General features: G+C 35.2%; 14 protein-coding genes and 1 pseudogene. 7 read left to right on the plus strand and 8 right to left on the minus strand.

The genetic code is table 11. The features are described 5' to 3' along the window. The first annotated feature begins 37 nt into the window (after window positions 1-37). The gene (gene miaA, locus ABWU58_RS05435; protein ID WP_353282810.1) at window positions 38-931 is read left to right on the plus strand and encodes a tRNA (adenosine(37)-N6)-dimethylallyltransferase MiaA; all 894 of its coding nucleotides are present in this window, start codon (window positions 38-40) and stop codon (window positions 929-931) included. 6 nt (window positions 932-937) lie between these two features. Here the strand turns inward: miaA and ABWU58_RS05440 are convergent, their stop codons facing one another. Further along, entirely contained in the window at window positions 938-1747 is an 810-nt protein-coding gene (locus ABWU58_RS05440; RefSeq protein ID WP_353282811.1) for a hypothetical protein, read from the minus strand. Window positions 1748-1904: 157 nt separating this feature from the next. On the opposite strand from ABWU58_RS05440, the gene recG reads away from it, so the two are divergent. Continuing rightward, window positions 1905-3944, plus strand: coding sequence for an ATP-dependent DNA helicase RecG (gene recG, locus ABWU58_RS05445; protein ID WP_353282812.1), 2040 nt, complete (start codon window positions 1905-1907; stop codon window positions 3942-3944). Window positions 3945-4544: 600 nt separating this feature from the next. Here the strand turns inward: recG and cgtA are convergent. The 4 genes and pseudogenes from cgtA to murC all read right to left on the minus strand — a co-directional run bounded on the left by cgtA (window position 4545) and on the right by murC (window position 8854). Beyond that, entirely contained in the window at window positions 4545-5567 is a 1023-nt protein-coding gene (gene cgtA / locus ABWU58_RS05450; RefSeq protein WP_353282813.1) for an Obg family GTPase CgtA, read from the minus strand. After that, on the minus strand, window positions 5555-6829 hold the full coding sequence (eno, locus tag ABWU58_RS05455) for a phosphopyruvate hydratase (protein ID WP_353282814.1): 1275 nt from the start codon (window positions 6827-6829) through the stop codon (window positions 5555-5557). Before eno ends, cgtA begins: the two co-directional genes overlap by 13 nt. A gap of 128 nt (window positions 6830-6957) precedes the next feature. Next, window positions 6958-7074 (minus strand): annotated as a pseudogene (locus ABWU58_RS08125) (WPE palindromic element domain-containing protein); the annotation flags it as partial. A gap of 193 nt (window positions 7075-7267) precedes the next feature. Continuing rightward, window positions 7268-8854 (minus strand): UDP-N-acetylmuramate--L-alanine ligase, encoded by a 1587-nt coding sequence (murC, locus tag ABWU58_RS05465; RefSeq protein WP_353282816.1) that lies wholly within the window; start codon window positions 8852-8854, stop codon window positions 7268-7270. A 26-nt stretch (window positions 8855-8880) separates the two neighbouring features. Here murC and ABWU58_RS05470 point away from each other — a divergent pair, with 26 nt between their 5' ends. The 3 genes from ABWU58_RS05470 to ABWU58_RS05480 all read left to right on the plus strand — a co-directional run bounded on the left by ABWU58_RS05470 (window position 8881) and on the right by ABWU58_RS05480 (window position 12848). Beyond that, window positions 8881-9555: a septal ring lytic transglycosylase RlpA family protein gene (locus tag ABWU58_RS05470; protein WP_353282817.1), complete on the plus strand. Its 675-nt coding sequence runs from the start codon at window positions 8881-8883 to the stop codon at window positions 9553-9555. A gap of 115 nt (window positions 9556-9670) precedes the next feature. Then, window positions 9671-11035, plus strand: coding sequence for an ankyrin repeat domain-containing protein (locus ABWU58_RS05475; RefSeq protein WP_353282818.1), 1365 nt, complete (start codon window positions 9671-9673; stop codon window positions 11033-11035). A 307-nt stretch (window positions 11036-11342) separates the two neighbouring features. Continuing rightward, on the plus strand, window positions 11343-12848 hold the full coding sequence (locus ABWU58_RS05480; RefSeq protein WP_353282819.1) for a type II secretion system protein GspD: 1506 nt from the start codon (window positions 11343-11345) through the stop codon (window positions 12846-12848). Between the two features lie 7 nt (window positions 12849-12855). On the opposite strand, the gene ABWU58_RS05485 is transcribed toward ABWU58_RS05480, so the two are convergent. Further along, entirely contained in the window at window positions 12856-13794 is a 939-nt protein-coding gene (locus ABWU58_RS05485) for an outer membrane protein (RefSeq protein WP_353282820.1), read from the minus strand. Between the two features lie 66 nt (window positions 13795-13860). Then, complete coding sequence (gene mtaB / locus ABWU58_RS05490; RefSeq protein ID WP_353282821.1) at window positions 13861-15087, minus strand: tRNA (N(6)-L-threonylcarbamoyladenosine(37)-C(2))-methylthiotransferase MtaB; 1227 nt, start codon at window positions 15085-15087, stop codon at window positions 13861-13863. A 591-nt stretch (window positions 15088-15678) separates the two neighbouring features. Between mtaB and ABWU58_RS05500 the strand changes: the two genes are divergently transcribed. Further along, window positions 15679-15966 (plus strand): GIY-YIG nuclease family protein, encoded by a 288-nt coding sequence (locus ABWU58_RS05500; protein WP_353282822.1) that lies wholly within the window; start codon window positions 15679-15681, stop codon window positions 15964-15966. Beyond that, entirely contained in the window at window positions 15950-16078 is a 129-nt protein-coding gene (locus ABWU58_RS05505) for a hypothetical protein (protein ID WP_353282823.1), read from the plus strand. The genes ABWU58_RS05500 and ABWU58_RS05505 overlap by 17 nt, the downstream gene beginning before the upstream one ends. A gap of 459 nt (window positions 16079-16537) precedes the next feature. Here the strand turns inward: ABWU58_RS05505 and lepA are convergent, their stop codons facing one another. After that, a complete protein-coding gene (gene lepA / locus ABWU58_RS05510) occupies window positions 16538-18334 on the minus strand; it encodes a translation elongation factor 4 (RefSeq protein WP_353282824.1) in 1797 nt (598 codons plus the stop codon). Between the last annotated feature and the right edge of the window lie 88 nt (window positions 18335-18422).

Consider the following 18422-nt stretch of genomic DNA (forward strand, 5'->3'; position numbering starts at 1 on the left):
TACTACACCTTATCATATGTTAATTAAATTAATATAAATGAAAAATAATATAGTAATTATTACAGGAATTACAGCTTCAGGTAAATCAGAATTATGTGATAACCTGATAGAAAAATATAATAACATCAGCATAATAAATTGTGATTCAAAGCAGGTATATGAAGAAATTCCCATAATTACTGCTCAACCACCAAAGCAAGAAGTATTTTATAAACTATATGGTTATGTTTCAGCAAAAGAAAATTATTCCGTGGGTCTATGGTTAGAGGATTTAGAAAAAGAAGTTAATCACGCATTAGAAAATGCTCAAATACCTATCATCACTGGAGGAAGCGGGCTTTACATCAGCAGTTTAATCAAAGGCTTATCATCAATGCCACAAATAAGTCAGAAAGTAAGGAAAAATGTAAGCGAATTAAGGAAAAATTTAAGTAAAGAGGAGTTTTACAAATTAGTGCTAAGCAAAGATCCAAGGATTCAAGGTAAAGTATTCATGAATGACTCGCACCGCCTTTCAAGGGCACTTGAAGTTATCACTGAAACTGGTAAGACAATCTTTGTATGGCAAGAAAATAGACAGCCTCCTTTATTCGATAATTTTAAGATATATACAATTTTGCCTAAACGTGAGGATGTATACCAAAAAATAAATTCTCGTTTTATCAAAATGATCGAAAATGGAGCAATTGATGAAGTAAAAAAGCTACTTAGTATGAACTTAGCTCCACATTTGCCAGCTATGAAAGCACATGGAGTGCCAGAAATTGTAAAGTATTTGAAAGGTGAGATTACTTTAGACGAAGCGATACAGATTGCTCAAACAAACACAAGACACTACGCAAAACGCCAGTACACTTGGTTTAAAAATCAATTTCCAAATGCTGAAGTGATTGATTGTGCAAATAAGTTGACAGCGCTTGAGATATTTTGATTGTTATCAAGGAGAAGTCCTATCTTTATTGTGGGTAAGTGACTCTACACTGTTCACTTTCAGTTGCTTATCCAAGTCATGCCCTATTTTTATTTTAAAAAATCCAAATTTTTCGCACAATTTCTGAAAGCATTCTTTTATGACGTCAAACAAGTTTTTATCACCTATATTATAGTTCTTCAGTCTCTTAGGAACAGTAAGTGACAATTTACCATCTTTATATGTCACATCATCTTTCCCATCTTGGGACTGAAGTGTGAACTCTAGTGAGCTATCCAATTTACATAATTCTTCTTCTGGTTTTGCTAAAGTGCAAACTGCAATTTTTTCTTCAATTCTGATTGTTGCATGACTTGGATCACTACAATTAATATGTGTTACATGATTAGACCGAAACAATAACCCATATGTTTCAGCTAAATGAAGGATAGGTGCTCCTTTACCATACAATGCACCCACATAAGCAGCCTGGTTACAATTAGTGATTAGTTCTTCTAGAATAGAATCACTTGGAACTTCTGCTTCAGCATATTCAAATAGCTCTGTAAAAACTTGTTTTACAAATTGGCGGTACTTATTTTTGTCATTTGAAATGAGGTTGGTATGTTTATTATATAATTCATCAACAAGCTCTTTTGTTATAACTTTGTTCTGAATAACAAGTTTCATTCTTGGAAGATCTACGTACATAGTTGCACCAGAATTCGCTTCAGCATTGTCTTTACCAGCCCTTAACTTACTAAAATCAAACTCTTCTGCTTGAGTTCTTAATGTAACTACTGGATTTTCCTTTTCTTCTGGTATAAAGTTATTCATTGTTAACACCCTGTATATGAATTACTAACAGTACAATAATACATAGAAATGATTAACAAGTCAATAAAAATACCTGATATAAACCCTGCAGCAGTAGGTAATTGACTGTAAGGTGACAAGATCTTAAGAAGGCTCTATATTATTGATAAACAGCTTTATGAATCTCAATGAGCAACCCGATATACTGACTTTTCTGAGCAGCAAACTAGAGAATATACCTAAATTTCATTCCACAATATTACCTAAACTTTGTGGTGGGGACAAAGTGATGGACCTGCTATTTTATAGGCCGCTCAGTTATGTGGATAGAAGTAAGTCACTGCCCGATGCTCAAGCTGGAGAATTTGTAACTTTTATTGCAAAAGTTTATGAGCATCAGTCGCCCACTTTTAGAGGTAGACCATATAAAATAGTCGTTGAAAGTGAGAGTCAGTATATGTTCATAGTCTTTTTTAATTACTCAGTTAAGTATTTATATAAACTGTTTCCAGTTGGAGCCTATGTAATCATCAGTGGCAAACTCGAAAAATTTGCTGAGCATTGGCAGATTACTCATCCAGATTACGTGTCGCTTGACATCAACCAATTTAAAGAAATAGCTCGCATAGAGCCAGTTTACCAATTATGCCGTGGCATTACCAATAAGAGCATTGGGAACATAATAAGCTCTAACCTGAAAGAATTGCCTGATTTACCAGAGTGGATAGATGATACATTAATCAAGCAAAAAAAATGGCTAAGTTGGAGGGAAAGCATCATAAAGTTGCACAGACCAAGCTCATTGGTGGAAGCTGAGGTTTGTAGAAAAAGGCTTGCTTATGATGAATTATTTGCGTATCAGCTAGCGCTGAAGCTTGCAAGAAAAAATCATGTGAAAGAAAGGGGAAGAGAATTTATAGTATTGAGTAAATATAAAGAGCAAGTTTTAAATGAATTATCGTTTCAATTAACAAACGATCAAATTCGTGCAATAGATGAAATTTCAGAGAGGCAAAAATCCAAGTACCGCATGATAAGCTTGCTGCAAGGTGATGTTGGTAGTGGCAAAACCGTAGTTGCACTTTTTGCGATGCTAAATGTGGTAGAAAACAACATGCAGGCAGCTCTAATGGCACCGACTACTATCTTGGCGGAGCAACATTATAATTGGATTGAGGAAGTTTTATCCTGTACCGATATAAAAGTTGCGCTGCTTACTGGTAAAACTTCGCGCAAGGAAAGAAAGATTATTATGAACGAACTTGCAAGTGGTATTTTAAATATAGTGATTGGTACTCATGCGCTGTTTCAAGCTAACGTTACATTTAAAAATTTAGGGCTTGCAGTCATAGACGAGCAACAGCGATTTGGAGTGATGCAGAGAAATCGCTTGGTAGGAAAAGGAGAAAATGCCGATATACTTTTTGTTACTGCAACTCCCATTCCAAGAACCTTGCAGCAAGCTATGTATGGTGACGTTGAATGTTCAATTTTGAAAGAAAAACCAAAATCCAGATTGCCAATAAAAACTGTAACTATGAACATTAGTAGAGTGCCAGATGTTATTGAAAAGCTAAAAGGTGCTATAAACAGGGGCGAAAAAGCATATTGGATTTGTCCATACATAGAAGAAAACGAAGAGACCAATATTGCTGCAGCAGAGATGCGTTTTCAGGAATTACAAAAAACATTTTTTGATAGAGTCGGGATAATACACGGAAAATTGACTCAGGAGCAGAAAGATCAAGTTATGTTTTCCTTCAAAAGAAATGAATTTTCTTTGCTTGTTGCAACCACTGTGATAGAAGTTGGTATAGATGTGCCAGATGCAACCATTATGATTATAGAAAATGCAGAGCAATTTGGGTTATCGCAATTACATCAGTTAAGAGGCAGAGTAGGGCGAGGAAACAAGCCATCTTTTTGTGTATTATTATACGACAATTTAAGTAAAAGCTCATCTTCAAAGTTAAAGATCATGTGTGAGTCACAAGATGGATTTTACATTGCTGAAAGGGATATGATGCTAAGAGGCAGTGGAGATATTTTAGGCACAAAACAATCAGGATGTATGGAATTTAAATTTGCTGATTTATATCAGGACAAAGAGCTGCTCAATCTCGCGTATAATAACGCAAAAGGTGCAACGGCTGATTTTGAATTACTGCTTGATATATTTGAATATAGAAGTAGATTACATTTTTCAAAATTTCAGTAGGAAAACCAGGTAGCTCGCAGAAACGAAAAAACTTACTTGACAAGCTTTGCCAGTCCTCTTATCATGAAACTGAAGGTATTCAGTTATCTTCATCTGTGCAGATTAAACAGCAAGAAAACAACGTAGTTGGCGTCTTATTTTTAATTTTTTGCACTATGTGCACTCTATGTCTTTATAAAATTTTCGGGTTTTTACCTATATAAGCTGAAACGCGCTTATAAGTCGTTTAAGACAGTATAGTACGCCAATTTGCAGGATTAGGGAGTGAACACTAATTACCACGGGGTTTCTTTTGCCTTTTTTTCTGCTTAGTAAATTTCTTAACGTTTATAATTTGGGTTAGTCGCACTTAAAAGCAGCTAAATTGCAGCATTTAAGACTTAAAAAACGCCAATACAGAAAATAGACAGTGACTAGGGCTTCTTTTGCCTTTTTTTTCGTTTGGTAAATTTCTTAAATATTTATGGCTAACATGAACTGGGCAGTGCGTCACGCGCTGACCATTTACTGTGCAAATCACCTTCAAAAACAAACGTTCGTACACATATATTCTAGTTATATGATAAAACAAATGAAAAACATCAATTATCTAAATGAAATTCACATCTTAAAAGGATCATATACATCGATTTCCTTAGAATTACTCTTTTTCAATTTTTCACTTAATAATCTTAAAATAGGCTGTAAATCACCATTAATTGATAAGCACAGCACTTCTTTATTAAGATAATTGGCTAGGTGATTCTTCTTTTCCAGAATTTCTGCTTCTCTCAGCAAGTCGCATTTGTTTAATACTACAATCTCTTCTTTTTCAACAAGATCACCATTGTAAAGTTCCAATTCATTATGGATACAACTATAAGCCGAAACAACGTTATCATGAGTTACATCGATTAAATGAAGTAAAATTTGACACCTTTCTATGTGCTTTAAAAATTTATGTCCGAGCCCAACTCCAAGGTGAGCATCAGTAATTATTCCAGGAATATCTGCTATCACAATTTCGCTATCATCTACTTTTGCCACGCCTAAGTGGGGTCTTACGGTGGTAAATGGATAATCGCCTACTTTTGTATCGGAATTTGAGCAGCGAGTCAAAAATTTTGATTTACCTGCATTCGGCATGCCAATAATGCCAACATCTGACAAAACCTTTAGTTTTAATAACACATATTTTTCTTCACCAGGCTTACCGTAAGTAAAATGTCTTGGCGCCTTATTAGTAGAAGATTTAAAGTTAGTATTTCCAAGTCCACCTTTTCCACCCTGTGCTACTTGAAATTCCATGTCAGGCTTGTCAAGATCCACTATCACCTCTCTGCTTTCTTCATCAATTATCTGTGTACCAACTGGAACTTTTAGTATGACGTCTTTCCCTGCTGTGCCAGATCTATCTCTGCTTGCACCACTTTTTCCATTATCTGCTTTAATGTGTCTCCTATAACGAAAATGAAGCAAAGTGTTGAGATTGGCATCGCTGATGAAAACTATATTTCCACCCTTTCCTCCATTACCACCATTTGGCCCACCAAACTCAACGAACTTTTCTCGACGAAAACTTGCGCAGCCATCACCACCGTTACCTGCTTGTAAACACAATTTTACTTCATCTATAAAACCCATGCTAACCCGCGATAATATTTAGCATTTTTTCCTAATGTGCCCTCTATTCTTATTAGCTCGTTATATTTTGCGAGTCTATCAGAACGCGATAGCGACCCGGTTTTTATTTGCCCACAATTTGATGCAACTGCTATGTGGGATATTGTTGTATCTTCTGTTTCACCTGAGCGGTGAGAAATAACAGCTTTGTAGTTGTTTGATTTTGCCATTTCAATAGCAGCAAAAGTTTCTGTTAACGTCCCTATTTGATTTGGCTTGATCAGTACAGCATTTGCCATTTTTTCTTCTATTCCTTTGCCTATTAGTTCACAATTTGTAACAAATAAATCATCCCCAACCAATTGAATTTTACTCCCCAATTTTGCAGTAAGTAATTTCCAACCTTCATAGTCGTCTTCACTCATTGCATCTTCTATAGAAATTATTGGATATCTTTCCACAAGGTCACAATAGTATTCAGTCAATTCTTTTGAAGTAAGCTCTTTATTTTCAAATTTGTAAATTCCATCTTCATAAAAAGTAGATGAAGCAACATCAAGACCTAGTGCAAAATCACATTTTGTTGAATAACCTGCCGATTCTATAGCGTATATGATCAAGTCAAGTGCTTCTTCAGTACTTTCAATATTTGGTGCAAAACCACCTTCATCTCCTACGTTTGTGCTATAACCTTTTTTCTTAAGAATGCTACGTAAGTTATGAAACACCTCCGCAGATATTCTGATTGCTTCACTGAAAGTCTCAGCACCGACCGGAAGAATCATGAATTCTTGGAAATTGAGCTTATTGTCTGCATGTACTCCACCATTAATTATGTTAATGAGTGGAACCGGCATAACACTCATCTGCTCTCCTCCCAAATATCTATACAACGGTATTTTGAAACTGTTTGCTGCTGCTTTTGCAACCGCAAGAGACACACCCAAAGTTGCATTTGCTCCAAGTTTAAATTTATTTTTTGTTCCATCCAGTTCAATTAATGCTTTATCAATTGCATTTTGGTCCGCTGCATTCATTCCAATGATTTTATCTGTTATCACTCCATTTACAGCTTGAACAGCTTTCAGCACTCCCTTACCACAATACCTTTTCTCATCTTGGTCTCTGAGTTCCAAGGCTTCTAATTTACCGGTTGAAGCTCCAGAAGGTACAGATGCCCTACCTATTGCTCCATCACAGAGTTCAATTTCCACCTCAACAGTGGGGTAACCCCTGCTATCTAAAATTTCTCTTGCAAATACGTTGTTGATTATCTTTTTCATTACATTAACCCTTTACTAGATTCACAATTGTGTGCACGGAATGTTCTGTCTCGGAAGATGTTATCCCAGCGCTGTAACATTTCAGTGTATGAACATTGCAATATACAGGTAATTTGAGTAGCGGATGGTGTCATTCCAGTGTTTGACACTGGAATCCAGCTTTTACTATACAGCCACCTGGTGTGCTCATTTACGATTAAGTTTTCTGGATCCCAGTGTCTGGGCACTGGGATGACATCATTCTTAGTGGAAGTTACCCCCATATCACAACGTTCGTACAGTTGTGTGCTTCGACACTGGGATCCAGTTTTACTACACAATTTTATCATATAAATCCTCCCAGTCCGGATTCTCTTTCTCAATTAAATTCATTTTCCATATATATAATTGACTAGATTCCAGTTTGCATGACACCGGTACTTGCATTTATTCTATCGTTTAACTAGATGTTTGTATAGTTTCTGCTATGAGCTTCGCAGTTTCTTTTGCCAGTTTAGCTATATTACTACCAGCACCAATAAATAATACTATATCACCTGGACTTGTCGAATCACTAATAAAACGTGAAATGAGTAGAGAATCATTCATGATTTTTACGCTATCAAACCCATTACTGATTAAAGCTTCTTGTATATCATTAATCCCACAACCAGGAATAGGCTTATCTTCTGGGGGATGAACAGGAGTGAGGATGACATAATCAAACATCATGAAAATTCGTATGAATTCATTAAAAAAATTACGAATGCGAGCAAAACGAAGTGGTTCGATAATTCCTATTACTTTTCCTTTAGTAATCGAACGTGCAGCCGTTAAAGTTGCATATATTTCATTTGGATGATGGGCATAATCCTCAATTAACTTAACACCTTTAATATTGGCAATCAAAGAGAATCTTCTTGCTACTCCTTGAAATTCCAAAAGGCCTTTTTTAATCTCTGCATTGCTAATCCCGAGTTTTATTGCAACTGATATTGCAGCTAGGGCATTGCTTACTTTGTGAATACCTATTGCGTTTGCTAGTACTATGTTTTTTAAAGGGCTGGATCCCAGTGTCACGCACTGGGATGACAGAAGGTGATGGGATGATACCTGTTTTTCTGTCATTCCAGTACTTGATACTGGAATCCAGTTGTTCAACACGTCAAATTCTATGCTGTTAGCATGCTGTTTAATGTTACTTGCTCTGACATTACTCACTTTGGCAAAGCATGACACTGATTTTTTTTTCTGGATCCCAGTGTCAGCTACTTGGATGACAATGTCATCACCCTCAAATCCAAACATCATAGAGTTACTTGCATCATAATTAATGCCTACAGAATCAGGCAAAACTGCAAAATCTGCTTTGCTTATAAACTGAGAAAACGCATTTTTAATATCGTCGAATGTACCATAATGATCCATATGATCGTCGTTAATACTCGTTATGACAGCAATATTTGCAGGAATTTTCAGCATGGTTCCATCAGACTCATCAGCTTCGATTAAAAAAATGTCACTCTTTCCAAGTCTTGAATTACTCTGATACGAATTTAGTATTCCTCCTACAATTACAGTTGCATCAATATTAGAATGATCAAAAATAGAAGCAATCATAGCGGTTGTTGTTGTCTTTCCGCTTGAACCTGAAACCGCTATTACACACCTATCTTTCATAATTTCAGTAAGTATGTCTGATCTATGCAAAATAGTTTTATTGTTATTTCTTGCTGTTGCTAACTCCACATTATCAGATTCTATCGCAGAAGAATGTACAACTATTTGAGCTTGGCTTATATTATTAGCATTGTGACCAATAAAAACCTCTATGCCCAGCCTTTGTAATCTATCTACATTGTTGTTTGATTGTGCATCACTGCCTTGAACTTTGCAATTGGAATTGTGAAGAATTTCAGCAATGGCACTCATTCCGATTCCACCTATACCAATTATATGTATTATTCCTTTTTGAGTCTTGTTCATATTTAGCAGTAAACGTTTACTTATTACTAAATTTATTATAGTATAATTTAAAATCCTCATGGTATCGAACCCTCTTACCGAATACAATGATAAAAAACCTAGTCTTTCTATGCCTAATATTTGTTTTGATGAGTAGTTGCAGTTTTAGCAACAGGGTTAATTGCACTGCAGGTCATTATAAAATTGGCTGCAGCTACACAATAAATGGTATAACTTATTATCCAAAAAACTGTAAACACTATGAAGAGATAGGGATAGCGTCGTGGTATGGAATAGAAGATCATGGCACGCTTACAGCAAATGGTGAAGTGTTTAACCGCCACTTGATCTCTGCAGCGCATAAGACTTTGCCCCTACCCTGCTTTGCTCTTGTCACTAATTTAGAAAATGGAAGAAAGCTTGTTGTAAGGATTAACGATAGAGGGCCTTTTATTGAAGGCAGAATAATAGACTTATCAGAAAAAGCAGCTCAAGTCTTAGGATTTCATAAAGTAGGGCTTGCAAAGGTAAAAGTCCAATACCTAAGAAAGATGTCAGAACAATTGATACAAAATACTCCTCATTACAGAAAGCAATATGAAAAAGAAATGCAGAAACGTCACCCGAAACAAGACAGTGCAGAAAGTAAGGGATATGTTGCATTTTTTAAAAGTGCTCAGGCTGCTAAATCAGCTGCATCAAAGCTTCGCAATCAAGGAATAAAAAATGTCAGATTGCTTTTTAAGAACGATCAATATTGCGTGAAAGTGAGTTATAGGTAGAAAACTCTAGGCTCTGTCCAAGTAATCTATAGTACGTTTCTTATAGATTCATTTAAACTTAATCAAGTAGGAGTATTATTAACGCGAAAAGGGTTCAATTAGAGACTTAAGTGATATGGCGCGTGAGGAAGATATAAACCAATTAGTAGAAAATGGATTTGATATTAACTCAAAAGATGCAAGTGGAATCACTCTCTTGCATAAGTTCACAAAAGAAGGCGATTTAGTTGGAGTAAAGTCATTACTAGAGCACGAAGCTGATTTCAATGTCGTAGACAACGAAAATAGAAACCCTCTGCATTATGCCATTATGCATGGACACAAGAAAGTTGCTAAACTTTTTGTTAACCAGCTGACAATTAATTCCAAGGATAAAAATGGATTCACTCCACTGCACCTTGCTGCACTACAAGATGACACGGAATTAATAGATTTTTTGATAACAAAAGGCGCAAAAATTAATGAAAAAGACGCTAAAGAGGGCTATACTCCTCTTCATATAGCTTCACTATACGGTTCTAAAAAAAGCGTCCAAATTTTAATTGATAGCGGAGCAAATCTCGAATGTGAAGATAACAATTTTCGTACTCCTCTGTTTTTAACTATCTATCAATGCACTGCACATTATGACAGCAGAGCAGAAATTATAGAATATCTGATAAAGAAAGGGGCAAATATAGAAGCCAAAGATGCAGAAAATAACACTACGCTTTTCCTAGCAGCGTATAACAACAAAATGCAAATAGTAAAGCTTATTACAAAAAAACAGCAAGCAAGTAACGATAAAATTAAACTTAAAGAGTTTTTTTGCACAAAAAACAACCATGGTTTTGATGCATTAGATTGCGCTATTGAACATAATAATAGAAAAATGGTAACATTTCTTGTATCAAAAGGAATAGATGCAAATGATCAAGATTTTAATGGCAACGCCAGGCTGCATAAAGCTAGCCATAATGGTAACACTAAAACAGTTAAGCTCTTATTGAGGCTTAAGGTAAACATTAATGCTGTTACTAAATGTAACAGAACTCCCTTGCTACTGGCAGTTAAAAAAGGCCATACAAAAATTGTGAAAATGTTATTGGAAGTTAGAGCCAATATGAACATTTGTGAGCAACAAGGTTTTGCACCTCTACATCTTGCTGTTCAAAAGGATTATTTTGATATAGCTCAGCTGTTAACAGAAAAAGGTGCAGACCTGAGCATTAAGTGTAATAACGGTCATACCGCAATAGATATGTTCATTAGCAAGGCTCATAGCAAAAAAAACATCGAAGAAAATTACAAAAAATTTTGTAGATTTTTGATGCTTTACCTGAAAGAGCTACATAGTAAACACAAAGCCTGTTGTATACTTTCAACCCTAGCTCTAAGCTTAACAATTATAGGCTTACCATTTATTTTCAAGCCTATTATTAAATATAGAGAAAGAAGTAAAATATATAAAAAAATTAGGGCTATGCTGGTCTACATTTAAGTACAAGATAAAGTGTGCAAAAAAACATATATAGCTATACCGCCACGGCGCTAACGAGTAGCGGAATGACGAGTTACTATACCGCCGCGAACCGTCATACCGTGATTTATTCACGGTATCTCTAGATCCCGCTAACACGTAGCGGGATGACGGTTTTTCAAATCGTCGGTAAATCTAAGTCAGTTTAGCTATAGCCAGTGCAGGTCAAGCTAATATATGACAATTATCTGCTCGATGAAAATGAGATTAAATACATTTTTAATATTTTTATAGAAATCTATTAGTATAGATTTCGTATGCTGTTCTAATGGCTATTTTTAAATGCTTAATGCTCCTTTTTATTATTTCTTGCACACACCTGCCTACTAAGCAACGTCTTACTAACGTAGACAACGAAGATCATCATGATATAGATGAGCACGATTATTCGTTGCAACAATATAACACCTCTTTGGAGAGTAATGAACCGGCAATACCAGAAATTATGCCTTTACCAATAGAGTTTCCCGATCTCACAATCAGTAATCAGCTTATTTCTATTAATGTTAGTGAAGAAGTATCAGTAAAAGATTTGCTGATTGAGATAGGAAAACTTTCTGACATTAACTTGGATATAGACCCAAAAATATCAGGTAATATTATTTTAAAGCTAAAAGATAAGAATATAAATGAAGTAATTCAGAGTATAGCAAATAGCGCCAAATTGCGTTACTCAACAAGCAATGGTGTAATTAGAATTGAGCAGGACTTGCCATACGCGCAAAATTATTACGCAGACTTCATTAATATTCAACATTCTGCTCAAAGCAGTTTCGTCATTAGTAACAATATTACTAACAGTGATGGAAGTAACGTTGATAGGGACTACAACAACGTTATGAAGTCTCAATATAGTAGTGACTTATGGAATTCATTAGAAAAAGGCTTGAATGCAATAATGGATGTTAATGGGGTGGATGATGGCGAATTTCTTTCATCCAATAGAGAAGCTGGTGTTATTATTTTGAATGCTAGAAAAGATATTCACAAAGCTGTTGAAGAATATATTAACAAGGTTAAGAAGTTATCGTCTTCTCAAGTAATGATAGAGGCAAAAATAGTTGAAGTTGTGTTAGATGACAAATATCTTTCTGGTATAAACTTAAATGACTTACGCGATGGAACTAAGTCTATAATAGATCAAGATAACTCCATTATTAACCTAGCAATGAACTTTGGTGCGAGTGATCTAGGAGATTTAGTAAAAAATTTAGACAAATTTGGCACTTCAACCGTAATTTCAAGCCCTAGAGTACATGCTATAAATAATCAGCAAGCGATGATTTCATTTACCAAAAACCATATTTATTTTACTTCCGATATACAAAAAGATACTAGAAACTCTAATCAGACCTTAATTACCAAGATGAATAGCGTCCCAATAGGTGTTGTGCTAATAATCCACCCAAGCATTAACATTGATACTAGTGAAATATTCATGGATATACATCCAACTTTATCAAGAATTAACAGCTACACTAAAGATCCAGATATAGAGTACATCGCACAGCAGAGTAAAATGAAATTAAATAGCGACATTCCAATTGTTGAAATCAGAGAAATGAACTCTATGTTAAAAATTAAGAGCGGTGAAATTATGGTAATCGGCGGGCTTATAGAACATAGAGAAGATAAGCAAAGCTTATTGCACCAGAAGTCAAAAAGGCTAGCAAATAATATTAGAACAGTAGAAACTGTCATTTTTTTAAAAGCAACAATCGTACCAACATTTGGTTTGTTAGATAGAAAAGATAAGAATTTATATATATATTAAATCACTACTAAAAATTAAATATCAAACCAACTTCAATATTGTGAGTAGATATGTCATCTGCAACAGGTATCGGAACGCTAAAGTAACGATAGCCGAGAAAGGTTTTGACTTCTGGGATTATTGAATAATCAATACCAAGTTTTATTTGATAAGCAAACCAAGGAACATTAAGTGGCATTGAACTTTGGGGTGACCCATTAATCCTTTTTAATCTAAAAACTGTTGGTCCTATACCAAGACCGACGTACGGAGAAAATTGTGTATCTTGAACGCTGGGATTATAATATAAGTTTAACAAAAACGCAAATATACTTGCTGATTTATCAAATACCAGAGGAGAATTACTATTTTCAATATTGGCTCTAGAATACATAGCTTCAAAATCAACTTTACCATTTTCTCCGGCATAGTAACCTAAAGATATGCTGTTAAGCCACTGGAAATCAATTTTACCATCAAATTGCTGTATACTTTTAATTTCATTTGCCACTATATTTTTTATTATAAAACCATAATGACTTTCAACTAAAGTTAGGACTCTCTCCCCTATTGCCTTTATACCCTTTACAAATGTTTTTGAATTATCATTGTATATCTTACCGCCGTTAGCACTAACATAAAAATCAAGTTTTTTTGATTTTTCCTTTGTAATCTGCTCATTATCAGCTTGATCTGCAATACGTGACCACATATTTTTCTGATCAGCTACTTGGAGAATAGAAGGTTGCTTAATAGGACTACTTTCAAGTTCTTGATATTTTAAATCATTTATTAGTATTTCTTTTTCAGTAACCTCTTCAGAACGTATTACACTTTCATTATTGTCTGTTTCTAATTTTAAGGGTTGTGCTTGCTCAATGTGTGTATCATTACTAATATAAGTAATAAAAAAATAGACACATGAAATGAAAATCAAAAATAAAGTAATAGATATTCTAGTTATCATAAATGAATTCACAATTATCATTTACAGTATAATTACTATATCGTATATTTCTTCAATGTACAAAAATTAAGAAAAAATATTTCCAATTAGATAATTATTTTCCACTCCTTTAACATTAACTTTCACAATACTCTTGGCTTGAGCTTTTGATTCAAGCTTTACTAATGCAAAATTTTCTGTTCTACCGACATTATTTTGCTCAACCAGAACACTTTGTTCAGTGCCTATCAAAGATTGATAAAAGCTACTCATCATTTCTCTATTCATTTCTCTTAAATTTTTTACTCGTTCTTTACGCACACTCTCTGGTACTTGTGGCATTCGTGCAGCAGGTGTATTCTTCCGCTTTGAATATGGAAAAGCATGTAGGTAAACTATATTTGTTTTTTTCAGTAAATCAACTGTATCCTGAAACATTTCATCAGTTTCTGTTGGAAATCCAGCAATAATATCAGCGCCAAATGCTATATTAGGCCTCAAGCTCTTCATTTTATGACAAAATTCTATCACTTGTTCTCTGTTGTGACGACGCTTCATTCTCTTTAGTATTAAATTATTACCAGATTGTAGACTCAAATGTAAATGAGGCATAAGTCTTGACTCATTAGCTATTAAATCCATTAATTCGTTGTCAACCTCAGCAACATCGATAGAGGAAAGTCTTAGCCTCTTCAACTCTGGTATATCCTTTAAAACTCTCCTAATCATTGAACCAAGTGATGGCTTAGCAAACAAATCTGTACCAAAGTCAGTAATATCAACACCTGTAAACACTACTTCTTGATATCCATTTTCTATAAAGATCCTAATTTGCTCTATAATACTGTTTATTGGCACAGATCGATTATTTCCTCTTGCCTCAGTAATTGAGCAAAATGTGCAGCTATGATTACAACCATTTTGAATTTCAATAAATGCCCTTGATTTATCTTCAAATCCATTAATTAGAACAGATTCTACTTGGTTATCACTGACTAAGATTTTATCGTCATTTAGTAAGTAATTTTCAGCTTTTAGCTTATCTTGATTACCCAGCACTTTACTCACACCAGGAATATCACTATACGATTCAGGATCCAACTGAACAGCACAGCCAACTACGATAATTTCTTTACTTGGGTCGTTTTTATAGATCTTACGTATTTTTTGCTTTACTTGGCGTTCTGCTTCGTTTGTTACTGCACAGCTATGCACCACAACAACATTTTCTCTTTTTGCTTTTTTTAATGCTTCTTTGATTAACTCGCTCTCGTAAAAATTTAGACGACAACCAAATGTTATCACTTCATTCATGTTAGTATTTTTTGCTTTAATAGACCTAAATTATATCAAATATCCAAGCAAAGTCTCTTGCATGACTATTTTTTTTGTAAATAAATGCTATGCAAGCAGCGGACACTGGGATCCAAGACGGCAGTGCCTTGACTACTTGGATCCAGGAAAAAGGATGATGTCATTCAAGTAGCTGACACTGGTTCCTTTATAACGGTGTCATCCCAGTGCCCAGACACTGGGATCCAGGAAACTTAATTGCAAGTAATGCATTGGGTTTGGTGAGTATGGGTTTTGCGTTATAGAATGAAGCACTTTTGGTGAATTTGTAAAGAAAGCTGGATTCCAGACTGGAATGACATCATTCTCCTGTCATCCAAGTAGCCTTCTCTTTCTGTCATCCGAGTAGCTGACACTGGTCTCCATCCAAAAGGGTGTCATCCAAGTAGCTTGACACTGGGATCCAGAAAACTTAACTTTAAATAAGTGGCTGCATAATAAAGACTAGATTCCAGACTGGGATGACATCTTTTTTCTTGGTACAAATTACTCTTATATCTCATTATGATGGTGTCATTCCAGTCTGGAATCCAGTAAACTTATTTACTATATATGAAAAGTTATTATGTTTATATACTTGCAAGTGAACGCAATGGAACCCTATACACAGGCATAACATCAAATTTAATTAAACGAATTTGGGAGCACAAAAGTAAAGCTGTTTTTGGTTTCACGTCAAAGTACAATGTTTGTAAATTAGTTTATTTTGAAGAGTTTCAAGACATAAATTTAGCAATCAGTAGAGAAAAGCTTCTGAAAAGCTGGCAGAGGAAATGGAAAATGAACTTAATTGAGCAAACAAATCAGGAATGGAAAGATTTATATGATGAAATTGTATGATGAAGGCTGGATCCCAGTGCCTGGGCACTGGGATGACAAAAAAAGGAGCACTGGAATGACACCTTCCTGCCCAGTTCATGTTGCTATAAATATTAAGGAATTTACCAAATGAAAAAAAAGGCAAAAGAAACCCTAGTCACTGTCTATTTTCTGTATTGGCGTTTTTTAAGTCTTAAATGCTGCAATTTAGCTGCTTTTAAGTGCAACTAACCTTAGCTTAAATGTTTAAGAAATTTACTAAGCAGAAAAAAAGGCAAAAGAAACCCCGTGGTAATTAGTGTTCACTCCCTAACCCTGCAAATTGGCGTACTATACTGTCTTAAACGACTTATAAGCGCGTTTCAGCTTATATAGGTAAAAACCTAGAAATATTGTGAAGACATAAGGTGCACATAGTGCAAAAAATTAAAAATAAGACGCCAACTACGTTGTTTTCTTGCTGTTTAATCTGCACAGATGAAGATAACTGAATACCTTCAGTTTCATGATAAGGGGGCTGGCGGAGTTTGTCAAGCAAGTTTTTTCGTTTCTAACGGTTGTTGCCAAAAACTATGCAAGAAGTCTTTTAAGATCAATCACTTATTTTCAAAGCTTGAATAAAAGCATTCTGTGGAATATTTACGTTCCCTATAGAATGTAACCTTTTTTTACCCTTCTTTTGCTTTTCAAGTAGTTTCATTCTTCGCGTTACATCTCCACCATAGAGTTTAGCTGTTACATCTTTTCTGTATGGGTTAATCGTTTCTCTGGCAATAATTTTTCCGCCCACTGCCGCTTGAATCGCGATTTTATATTGCTGACGTGGTATTAGATCCTTCAAGCGTGCGCATATTTCACGCCCCCTTTTTTCTGCTCTGCTTTTGTGAGCGATACAAGCCAGTGCATCTACGGGCTCTCCATTAATTAAAAAGCTTAATTTATCTATTTGACTTGCCAGATAGCTGGAAATTTCCCAATCCAAGCTTGCATATCCTTTGGAAATTGATTTTAATCGATCATAAAAGTCAAAAACAACTTCAGACAGTGGTAATTTATATCTTAACAATGCTGTTGTTGTGTTACCAATGTAAGATAAATCTTCCTGTTCTCCCCTCCTTTCTTCACATAGAGATAGAATCTCTCCCAAGTATTGGTCAGGCACCATTATGGTTGCGGTAATCCATGGTTCTTCCACAATTTCAATTTTCGTTGGATCTGGCATATCACTTGGGTTATGAATATTCAAAACTTCACCACTTCGTGTTGTAACCCTATATATAACACTCGGTGCAGTTGCTGTTAGGTCTAAATCAAATTCTCTCTCGAGCCTTTCTTGAATAACTTCAAGATGCAACATTCCCAAAAAACCACAACGAAATCCATAGCCTAGTGCATTTGAAGTTTCAGCTTCGAAGGTAAAACTTGCATCATTTAAATGTAACTTTTCTAGAGCTTCCCTTAAATATTTAAAATCATCCGTTTTGTGAGGGAAAATGCTACAAAATACCACAGGATGCACTTCTTTAAATCCAGGAAGTGCTTCACTACAAGGTCTCTTTTCCTCAGTAATAGTGTCCCCTACCTTGCAGTCTGCTACTTCCTTCATTGAAGCAGTTATAAAACCAACTTCACCCGCTGAAAGCTCTCTCGTCATAACTTTTTTAGGGGTGAAAATACCGATATTATCTATCTGATATGTAGCATTATTAGACATCATAACAATTCTCATGCCTTTTTTTAGCACTCCATTTTTAACTCGCACTAAAATTACTACTCCTAAGTAAGTGTCATACCAACTATCAACTAAAATTGCTTGCAGTGGAGCATTTACATCACCTTGAGGAGCTGGAAGTTTTGCCACTATCGCTTCTAATACACCCCTTATTCCAAGACCAGTCTTGGCTGATATTAAAACTGACTCACTTGCGTCAATACCAATTATTTCCTCAACCTGGAGTTTTACCTTTTCTGGATCTGCAGCAGGGAGATCAACTTTATTGAGTACAACTATTATTTCATGATTGTTGTCAATTGCCTTGTATACATTTGCAAGAGTCTGAGCTTCAACGCCCTGGCTACTATCTACCACTAAAAGCGAACCTTCACATGCAGCTAAGCTTCGACTTACCTCGTAAGAAAAGTCAACGTGACCTGGGGTGTCCATGAGATTTAGGCAATATTGATTACCGTCATTTGCCGTATAATTGAGTTTTACCGTCTGTGCTTTAATTGTAATGCCACGTTCACGCTCTATATCCATTGAATCGAGTATTTGATTGATCATTTCTCTTGCTTCAAGACCGTTACATTCCTCTATTAAACGGTCAGCAAGCGTTGACTTACCATGGTCTATATGCGCTATTATTGCAAAATTTCTTATGTTGTTCATTTATGGTCCACTATACTTAAACTATTTTACATTTTAAGTGTTGTGAGGGCAATTATTTATGTATATAGGAACTTCTTTCTTCTATAAG

This window comes from Wolbachia endosymbiont (group A) of Pogonocherus hispidulus, assembly GCF_964028195.1.
Lineage (GTDB): Bacteria > Pseudomonadota > Alphaproteobacteria > Rickettsiales > Anaplasmataceae > Wolbachia.

Coding starts and splice junctions, on each gene's coding strand:
- recG (WP_353282812.1), top strand. CDS start 1,905: ATGAATCTCAATGAGCAACCCGATATACTGACTTTTCTGAGCAGCAAA.
- cgtA (WP_353282813.1), bottom strand. CDS start 5,567: ATGGGTTTTATAGATGAAGTAAAATTGTGTTTACAAGCAGGTAACGGT.
- ABWU58_RS05470 (WP_353282817.1), top strand. CDS start 8,881: ATGATAAAAAACCTAGTCTTTCTATGCCTAATATTTGTTTTGATGAGT.
- miaA (WP_353282810.1), top strand. CDS start 38: ATGAAAAATAATATAGTAATTATTACAGGAATTACAGCTTCAGGTAAA.
- murC (WP_353282816.1), bottom strand. CDS start 8,854: ATGAGGATTTTAAATTATACTATAATAAATTTAGTAATAAGTAAACGT.
- ABWU58_RS05475 (WP_353282818.1), top strand. CDS start 9,671: ATGGCGCGTGAGGAAGATATAAACCAATTAGTAGAAAATGGATTTGAT.
- ABWU58_RS05485 (WP_353282820.1), bottom strand. CDS start 13,794: ATGATAACTAGAATATCTATTACTTTATTTTTGATTTTCATTTCATGT.
- eno (WP_353282814.1), bottom strand. CDS start 6,829: ATGAAAAAGATAATCAACAACGTATTTGCAAGAGAAATTTTAGATAGC.
- ABWU58_RS05440 (WP_353282811.1), bottom strand. CDS start 1,747: ATGAATAACTTTATACCAGAAGAAAAGGAAAATCCAGTAGTTACATTA.
- ABWU58_RS05505 (WP_353282823.1), top strand. CDS start 15,950: ATGATGAAATTGTATGATGAAGGCTGGATCCCAGTGCCTGGGCACTGG.
- lepA (WP_353282824.1), bottom strand. CDS start 18,334: ATGAACAACATAAGAAATTTTGCAATAATAGCGCATATAGACCATGGT.
- ABWU58_RS05500 (WP_353282822.1), top strand. CDS start 15,679: ATGAAAAGTTATTATGTTTATATACTTGCAAGTGAACGCAATGGAACC.
- ABWU58_RS05480 (WP_353282819.1), top strand. CDS start 11,343: ATGGCTATTTTTAAATGCTTAATGCTCCTTTTTATTATTTCTTGCACA.
- mtaB (WP_353282821.1), bottom strand. CDS start 15,087: ATGAATGAAGTGATAACATTTGGTTGTCGTCTAAATTTTTACGAGAGC.